The following is a 7,909-nucleotide window of genomic DNA, read 5'->3' as shown; positions in this document are numbered from 1 at the left end:
AGGCGGGGCCACGTCTCGATTCAGCGTTCAGCCGTTCATCGCCTCCGCGAGGGCCTCGTCACGCCATGCGAAGGCCTGTGCCGGGTCGTCCGCCGTGGTCCCGTGTGCCCCCAGCGCGAGCGCCTTGCGCATGTCATCGATGGAGCGCATCGGCCAGACATGCACCTCGATGTCCTGGTCGCGCAGTCGGTCGACGAGCTCCCGGGTCAGTCCGGGGAAGCCGCAGGCGAATCGAGTCGCACCCGTGTGCTCGAGCAGGCCCCGCAGTCCGCCCTCGAACTCCTCGGCCTTCGACAAGTCGCTGACGATGATCTGTCGGCCGATGTGCGGCATCAGCTCCCCCGCTCGCCGGATGGCATCGGCGTCGAATCCTGAGAGGGCGGTCCTCGCCGCATCCGCCGGTCGCTCCTCGAAGAAGCGGGTCAGCAGCGGCAGGGTCGCGGGGTCCTTGATCTCAAGCTGGATGAAGGTGCTCGTCGCGTCGTACATCTCCGCGAGCGTCACCACACCGCGACCCGAGTTCAGCACGGCCGCCTGCAGTTGCGCCAGAGTCAGTTCCGCGACCGGCCCGAGCCCGCGCGCGGACTCATCACCCGCGGTGCGGTCGAGCGTGTCGTCGTGCAGGAGGAACAGCTGTCCGTCGGCGCTGACCCGCACGTCCAGCTCGATCTCGTCGACCCCGACCTCTTCGGCGAGCGCATAGGAGGCGAGGCTGTTCTCGGGACGGTGCGCCATGGCTCCGCGATGGCCCACGATGAGAAGCGCCATCAGCTGGCGACCTTCGCCTCGTACTTGGCACGCACCTTCTCGATCGCCGGCTCCAGCGTCGTCTGCACCGTCTTCAGCGCCCGCTCGGCATCGGACCCGCCCGAGTAGACCGCCTGGATGGCGTCCTTCATGGCGGGCACGGCCTCGGGGACAAAGCGACGCACGACATCCGGTCCCTTCGCGATGTCGAGCTGGTCGATGGCGACCTGGTAGTTGGGGTTCTCGGTGGCCTTCGCCTTGACCTTGTCGGATTCCAAGGCAGCCCTCGTCGTGGGCATGTAGCCCGTGCCGAGAGTCCACTCGACCGCGGCGTCGCCGCTGGAGAGGAACTTCAGCACCTCCCAGGCCGCACGCTTGCGCTCCTCGCTGGCGTACCGCAGGATCGACAGCCCGCCACCGCCCGTGGGGACGCCCGTCTCGACCTCTTTGGGCAGGAAGCCCACGCCGAAGTCGAACTGCGCCGCATCGGCGATCCCGGTGAGGGCACCGGTCGACTCCGTCATCGTCGCGGATGCGCCGGCGATGAAGTCGGCCGTCGGATCAGCAGCGAGGTAGCCGGACTTGTCGTCATGAATGAAGGCGCGGTCGTACTCCAGCGCCGCGACGGTGCCCTCGCTGGTGAACCTCATGTCCAGGCCGTCGGAGTACGCACCGCCGAATGCCCAGGACGAGCCCTGGAAGTACCAGTCGTCGTTGCCGCGGTACCCGCGCATGGCCACCTTGGTGCCGTTGCGGGTGTAGCCGGCCAGCTCCCTGCCCCACTCGCGGTACTCCGTGAACGTCTTCGGAGCGCGGTTCGGAAGCCCGACCTCGGCGAACATCTCGCGGTTGAAGTAGAACAGTGGCGTGGAGCGGCCGAACGGAACCCACCATACGTCGTCCTTCACGGTTCCCTCGGCGAGGAAGCGCTCATGGAACGCGTCCTTGCCGAAGGAGTCGTCGAAGTAGCCGTTGAGCGGCTCGAGTGCGTCGTTCAGATAGAAGCGGTTCCACACGATGTCGCTCATCACTGAGATGTCCGGCACCTGCTTGGCCTGAAGGCTCGCGGCGAGCTTGGCCTCGACGTTGTCGTAGCCCTCGAAGATCTGGACCTCGCAGAAGATCTCGTCCTGGGAATCATGGAACGCGTCGATGTTCTTCTGCAGGATCTCGGCGTTGTGGGCGGTCCAATTGCTCCACAGCACGACGCGCTGGCGCTTCTTGAACCGCGCGGGCACATCACCGCTGGGCTGCCCGTAGACCGTTCCCGAACCGCCGCCGGAGCCGAAGCATCCGGCGAGCAGCGGGGCGGCGGCGGCGAGCATGCCCGCCGCCAGTGCTTGACGGCGGGTGATGTTGAGCGATCCGAGTCCGCGCGCGGCTGACTGGGGGCGGTCCAGAAGATGCATGGTTCTCCTTGTCGAGGGATTCGGGGGATGGGGATCAGCGGCCGTTGCCGGCGGCCGCACCGGTGAGACCGGTGACGATGAAGCGCTGCGCGAAGAGGAACACGAGCAGCATGGGCAGTACGACGATGAGGGTGCCCGACATGAGCACGCCCCACGACGTGAGTCCGTCGTTGGCCTTGAGGTACATGAGGCCGATGGGCAGAGTGCGCATGTTGACCGAGTTCGTGATGATCAACGGCCACACGAAGCTGTTCCACTCGTCGATGACGGCGATGAGGCCTACCGTCGCGATCGCGGGGATCGACATCGGCAGTGCGAACGAGAAGAGCTTGCGCAGATGCCCCGCCCCATCCACCTCGGCCGCTTCGAACACCTCGGACGGCAGCGACAGGAAGTGCTGACGCAGCAGGAAGGTGCCGAAGGCCGATGCCACCCCCGGCAGGATGAGACCCGCGTACGTGTTGATCAGCCCCATGTTGCCGATCGTGATGTAGTTCACCAGCAGGGTCACGTGCCCGGGCACCATGAGCGCGCCCAGCATGACGAGGAAGAGGAGGTTCTTCCTCGGGAACGGCAGGAATGCGAACGCATAGGCGGTGAACACCGCCAGCAGGACCTTGACCGTGGCGCCCACGGCGGTCACCACCACCGAGTTCGTGATGAACGCCCCGAACGGCGCGAGCTCCCAGGCCTGCACCAGGTTGTCCCAGGTGAGCTCGCTCGGCAGCCACTTCATCGGCCAGGTGTAGATGTCCGCATTCGACTTGAACGCGGTCGTGACGAGCACGTACAGGGGAAGGATGAAGGCGAGTCCTGCGGCGATCAGCAGCAGGTAGCCCCACCACCGGCGCGAGAGCCCGCCTCGTCGCTGACGCCTCGCCGCGCGCCGGGGCGATCCAGCAGCTTCCTCACCGGGCGCCTGCGTGGCCTCGGCGGGGAGCACGTTCGTCATCGCGGCCATCAGTAGTGCACCTTTTTCTCGACGAACCTGAACTGCAGCGCGGTGATGATCATCAGGACGACGAACATGATGGTTCCGGCCGCGGCGGAGTAGCCCACGTTGGAGCGCTGGAACGCCTGGTCGTAGATGAACCAGCTCAGCGTCGTGGTGGAGGAGGCCGGGCCTCCCCCGGTCATCACGGCGATCAGGTCGAAGGCCTGGAAGGCGGCGATCGTCTGGGTGATGACGAGGAAGAACGTGGTCGGCGAGAGCAGCGGCAGGATGATGCGCGTGAACACCTCGAATCCGGTCGCACCGTCCAGCCGCGCTGCCTCGAGGACCTCGGACGGAAGGCCTTGCATGGCGGCCAGATACACGATCGCGACGAAGCCGACGCCCTTCCAGATCGAGACGATGAGCAGGGCGATCAGTGCCCAGTGCGCATCCGTCGTCCAGGACGGCGAGTCCAGACCGAAGGCATTGAAGACGATGCGGGCCAGACCGTAGTTCGGGTCGAAGATGAACAGCCATACGGCACCGATCGCCGCTCCGGAGATGACGTGGGGGGCGAAGACCATTCCGGTCACCGCGGTCGTGCCGCGCAGCTTCATGGAGAACAGTGCCGCCAGGAGGACACCCAGAACAAGGCTGATCCCAACGACGACCACCACCCACACGACCGTGGTGCGCAGGACGGCCAGGAAGGACTCCGAACTCAGCAGCGCGCTGTAGTTCGCCCAGCCGACGAAGAACGGCTCGGGCGAGATGAAGTCCCAGCTCGTCAGGCTCAGGTACATGTTCTGGATGATCGGCCAGTAGGCGAAGACCGCGATCAGCAGCAGATTGGGGAACGCGAACAGCGCGAACAATGCGTGCCCGCGCCGGCGGCGCGCGCGCATCGCGGGCGAGCTGCGGGTCACGGCGGAGGTCGCGACCCGGTCGGGTGCTTTCGAGGCGGCGAGGGTCATCGAGCTGCCGCCGCGGGGATGCCGTTCGGGTACACGATCGCCTTCAGCGAGTTGGGCTCATCGGCGGCGAGCGTCAGCGCGGATTCGGTATCGGTCAGATCGAACCGGTGGGTGATGATCGACTCGACATCGACGCGTCCGCTGGTGATCAGAGCGATGGCGGTCGGCCAGGTGTGCGCGTAGCGATTCACCAAGGAGATCGAGATCTCCTTGACGTTCAGGCGCGACAGCGCGAGGGAGACATCCTGCTTCGGAAGGCCGACCATGGCTGCTCGCCCGCCGTTGCGGAGCCGCCACAGTCCATCGGCGAGCGCGGTGGGTGCGCCTGAGCACTCCAGGAGCACATCGGCATCCTCATGTCCCGGTCCTGCGGGAACCTCCCCTGCCTTCTCGGTGCGGAAGCCGAGACCGGCGGCGACGGCGAGGCGCTCCTCGGAGATGTCGGAGACGACCACGTCGGACGCTCCTTCGGCGCGGGCGACCTGCGCGGCGAGAATGCCGACCGGCCCGGCTCCGGTGACGCGCACACGGTCGCCGGGGAGCAGACCGGCGCGGCGGCATGCCCACAGTCCGACGGAGAGGGGCTCGCACAGGGCCGCCGCCTCGAGTGACATCGAGTCGGGGACGACGAAGAGGTTGCGCTCGTCGATCGCGAGGTGCTGGACGAGCGCCCCGTCGTACGGCGGTGTCGCGAGGAAGACGAAGTCCGGGCAGAGGTGGTAGCGCCCGGCGAGGCAGTCGTCGCAATCGCGACAGGGGGTTCCGGGCTCGATGGCCACGCGGTCTCCGACCGTGACGCCGGTGACGTCGGAGCCGACCGCGACCACGGTTCCGGATGCCTCGTGACCGAGGATCAGCGAGCCGTCGACCTTCCAGTCGCCGATGTAGCCGACCCGGTAGTAGGCCGTGTCGGAACCGCACACACCGACGGCCTCGATGCGGACGACGGCCTCGCGCGGGGCTGGGCGAGGTTCGGGCACCTCACGGATCTCGATCGTTCCGAGAGCGGGCATCACCGCGGCGTGATTGGTCATGAGCGTCCTTCCGTGCTGTGGCGGAGCGTCGACCCCGTCATCGGATGTCACGCTATCCGCAGGTCGCACACCCCGAAGACCAACCGCTCATACGAGCGAATCTTCATCTCATGGGAGCCTTTTCGGCACGCAGTCTTCGCCCCGGATTCACCCGACGTTCACCGGATCGGCGGCGCGGCGGACCCCGGACCCGAGCCGGCGGGTCGGAGATGCTTGCGACATCTGTCAACACGTGTCACACTCGAGGAATCAACACGAATTGAACGAGGGAGTTCGAATGCGCGTCATTCTCGACACCGACATGTCCATGGGGGTCCCCGGCTCCGAGATCGACGACGGATTCGCGATCGCGCTCCTCCTCGCCGAACCCGAGCTCACGCTCGAGCTGGTGACGACGGTCAACGGGAACATCGACGTCGAATCAGCCACCTACCTGTCCTGCGAACTGCTGCAACGGCTCGGCCGCGATGTTCCGGTCGTCCGCGGCGCGGCGGCCCCTCTGGCCGAGCCGGATCGGATCCGCGACGCCTCACAGGAGACCCGGACTCGCTACGGTCACCACGAAGCGACCCCGGGTTACGCCGCGGCGGAGATCGCCCGACGGGTCGTCGAGTCCCCGCACGAGATCACCGTCATCGCAATCGGCCCGCTGACGAACATCGCCGCGGCGCTGAACCTCGATCCGCGAGTGGCCACCCACGTGAAGGAGATCGTCGTCATGGGCGGCGCCTTCCGCATGCACACGAACCGGCTCAGCCTGCCGGGTGAGTTCAACTTCTGGGTGGACGCCGTCGCCGCCCGGGCCGTCCTGCGGTCCGGTGCGCCCCTTCGGCTCGTCGGACTCGACGTCACGGAGCAGGTCCGCCTCACCCGCGAGCACGCCGCGGCGATGGCTGCGGGCGGGAGGCCCTTCGGCGGCTTCGCCGGCGAAGCCACCGTCGCCTGGATCGACGCCACCGCGGCGCGGCGACCCCACGACGTCGAGGTGCGTGATTCCTGCGCGATGCACGACCCCTTGGCTGTCGCGGTGGTCGCCGCTCCGGAGCTGGTCACCTGGAGCGACGCTCGAGTCGACATCGTCGCGACGGATGAGGTCGGGCGCGGGATCGCCGTCGCGGACCTGCTGCTCGGAGCCGATGCCCTGGCCGCCAACGCACGGATCGCCGTCGACGTCGACGTCGACGCCTTCATGACCCGATTCATCGACCGGATCAGAACCCTCTGATCGACCCCACCGAACGAAAGGCACTCATCATGCAACGACGCACTATAGTCAGCCTTGCCGCAGCCGCAGCCGTCACGGCGCTCGTGACAGGCTGCTCGAGCAGCTCGTCCTCGCAGAGCGGGGGTTCGGACTGGAAGATCCCCGACAAGGACCCGAAGGCCACGATCCAGGTGCTGGGCCACCAGGCCGAGGACTCTGGCATCCTCGATGTCATCGCCGCGTTCGAGAAGGCGCATCCGAGCATCAAGGTCGACTACGAGGGCGTCCCCTTCGACCAGCTCAACACCATCCTCGACGCGCGCATTGGCAACAAGGACGGCAACCCCGACGTCTACTGGGCGGACCAGCCGCGCATCCCTGCGCTCTCCTCGCGCGGATTCACCGAGCCGCTGACCGCGCCGTTCGCCGAGGCGGTCGCACCGCTGGACAAGACGACCGTCGAGTCCAGTTCCTTCGATGGCGAGCTCTGGGCGGTGCCCATCGCCAACTCGACGCAGCTGCTGTACTACAACAAGACGCTCCTCGAGAAGGCCGGGCTTCCGTTCCCGGACGCGGACCCGAAGAAGCGGATGACGTGGGAGGAGCTCGCGGCGGACGCCAGGAAGGCTGTCGACGCGGGCGCGAAGTACGGCATCCTCTTCGGCCAGCCCAACCGCTACTACCAGCTCGAGCCGCTGGCCGTCTCACTGGGTGGGTCCGTCGGAGCAGGCGGCGAGGGCAACCTCACCCCTGAGATCGCCGACAAGGGCTGGAAGCAGGCGATGACCTGGTACGGAAGCATCTTCGCCGACGGCCTCTCACCACAAGGCCTCAACGGCGAGCAGACGAGCAACGAGTTCCTGGCGGGCAACGTCGCGTACTTCGTGCAGGGCAACTGGCTCGTACCGGCGCTCTCCGAGGGCACCATGGAGTGGGGCGTGGCCGCGCATCCCGCATTCGACGGCGGCGAGGATGTCACGCCGACCGGCTCGTGGTCGCTCGCGATGAGCCCGTTCTCCGACGAGAAAGAGGCTGCCGCGATCTTCATGAAGTGGATGTCGATCGACGGCGGAGGCGGCTACGCCGTGAACCTGCCCGCCCCCGAGCTGCCGGTGAGCGCCGAGGGCAAGAAGCTGTACTTCGAGCGCGACATCTTCTCGTCCCCCTCGGGCAAGGACGCCGCCGCCATCATCGACTACGAGACGCAGAACACCGCAGTCCCCCGCGTGCAGACGGTCGGGTACGTCGAGTTCGAGGAGATCATCGGACGGGCCTACTCGGACATCGCGAACGGCGCTGATCCGCAGACCGCACTGGATTCCGCTTCGAAGGAGCTCGACACGGCATGGTCCAAGTACCGCTGACCGACATCCGGGGCGGCAGGGGGCCCGAAGCGGTCCCCCGCCGCCACCGGATGGGACGGAAGAAGGAGCTCTTCTGGGCGGTGGTGTTCCTCCTCCCCGCCGGACTGGCGATCGTGTCCATGCGCATCGCACCGGCGCTGGGCGCCTTCTGGACGTCGCTGCACAAGGGATTCCCCGGTGGGCTGAAGGACCCGGCGTTCAGCGGCTTCGAGAACTACGTCGCCCTGTTCACCAGCCCGGCGT

General features: G+C 67.1%; 7 protein-coding genes and 1 pseudogene. 3 read left to right on the top strand and 5 right to left on the bottom strand.

Annotation, left to right across the window (positions count from 1 at the left end; all coding sequences use genetic code 11):
- Positions 1–27: 27 nt before the first annotated feature.
- Genes BGN97_RS11190 through BGN97_RS11170 form a run of 5 tightly spaced genes read right to left on the bottom strand, consistent with a single transcriptional unit; the run spans position 28 to position 5,098 of the window.
- On the bottom strand, positions 28–768 hold the full coding sequence (locus tag BGN97_RS11190) for a glycerophosphodiester phosphodiesterase family protein (protein ID WP_292701338.1): 741 nt from the start codon (positions 766–768) through the stop codon (positions 28–30).
- Positions 768–2,156 (bottom strand): ABC transporter substrate-binding protein, encoded by a 1,389-nt coding sequence (locus BGN97_RS11185; protein WP_292701335.1) that lies wholly within the window; start codon positions 2,154–2,156, stop codon positions 768–770. Before BGN97_RS11185 ends, BGN97_RS11190 begins: the two co-directional genes overlap by 1 nt.
- A gap of 34 nt (positions 2,157–2,190) precedes the next feature.
- A complete protein-coding gene (locus tag BGN97_RS11180) occupies positions 2,191–3,117 on the bottom strand; it encodes a carbohydrate ABC transporter permease (protein WP_292701333.1) in 927 nt (308 codons plus the stop codon).
- Entirely contained in the window at positions 3,117–4,064 is a 948-nt protein-coding gene (locus BGN97_RS11175; RefSeq protein WP_292701331.1) for a sugar ABC transporter permease, read from the bottom strand. The genes BGN97_RS11180 and BGN97_RS11175 overlap by 1 nt, the downstream gene beginning before the upstream one ends.
- The gene (locus tag BGN97_RS11170) at positions 4,061–5,098 is read right to left on the bottom strand and encodes an NAD(P)-dependent alcohol dehydrogenase (RefSeq protein ID WP_292701329.1); all 1,038 of its coding nucleotides are present in this window, start codon (positions 5,096–5,098) and stop codon (positions 4,061–4,063) included. Before BGN97_RS11170 ends, BGN97_RS11175 begins: the two co-directional genes overlap by 4 nt.
- Before the next feature lie 277 nt (positions 5,099–5,375).
- Between BGN97_RS11170 and BGN97_RS11165 the strand changes: the two genes are divergently transcribed.
- The 3 genes and pseudogenes from BGN97_RS11165 to BGN97_RS11155 all read left to right on the top strand — a co-directional run.
- Positions 5,376–6,323, top strand: coding sequence for a nucleoside hydrolase (locus tag BGN97_RS11165; RefSeq protein WP_292701327.1), 948 nt, complete (start codon positions 5,376–5,378; stop codon positions 6,321–6,323).
- 29 nt (positions 6,324–6,352) lie between these two features.
- On the top strand, positions 6,353–7,666 hold the full coding sequence (locus tag BGN97_RS11160; RefSeq protein ID WP_292701325.1) for a sugar ABC transporter substrate-binding protein: 1,314 nt from the start codon (positions 6,353–6,355) through the stop codon (positions 7,664–7,666).
- A pseudogene (locus BGN97_RS11155) lies at positions 7,648–7,909 on the top strand (sugar ABC transporter permease); the annotation flags it as partial. The gene BGN97_RS11160 and the pseudogene BGN97_RS11155, both read left to right, overlap by 19 nt.

It is taken from the genome of Microbacterium sp. 69-10, from assembly GCF_001897945.1.
In the GTDB taxonomy this organism is placed as follows: domain Bacteria; phylum Actinomycetota; class Actinomycetes; order Actinomycetales; family Microbacteriaceae; genus Microbacterium.
This window is presented reverse-complemented; position numbering and strand designations above follow the sequence as displayed.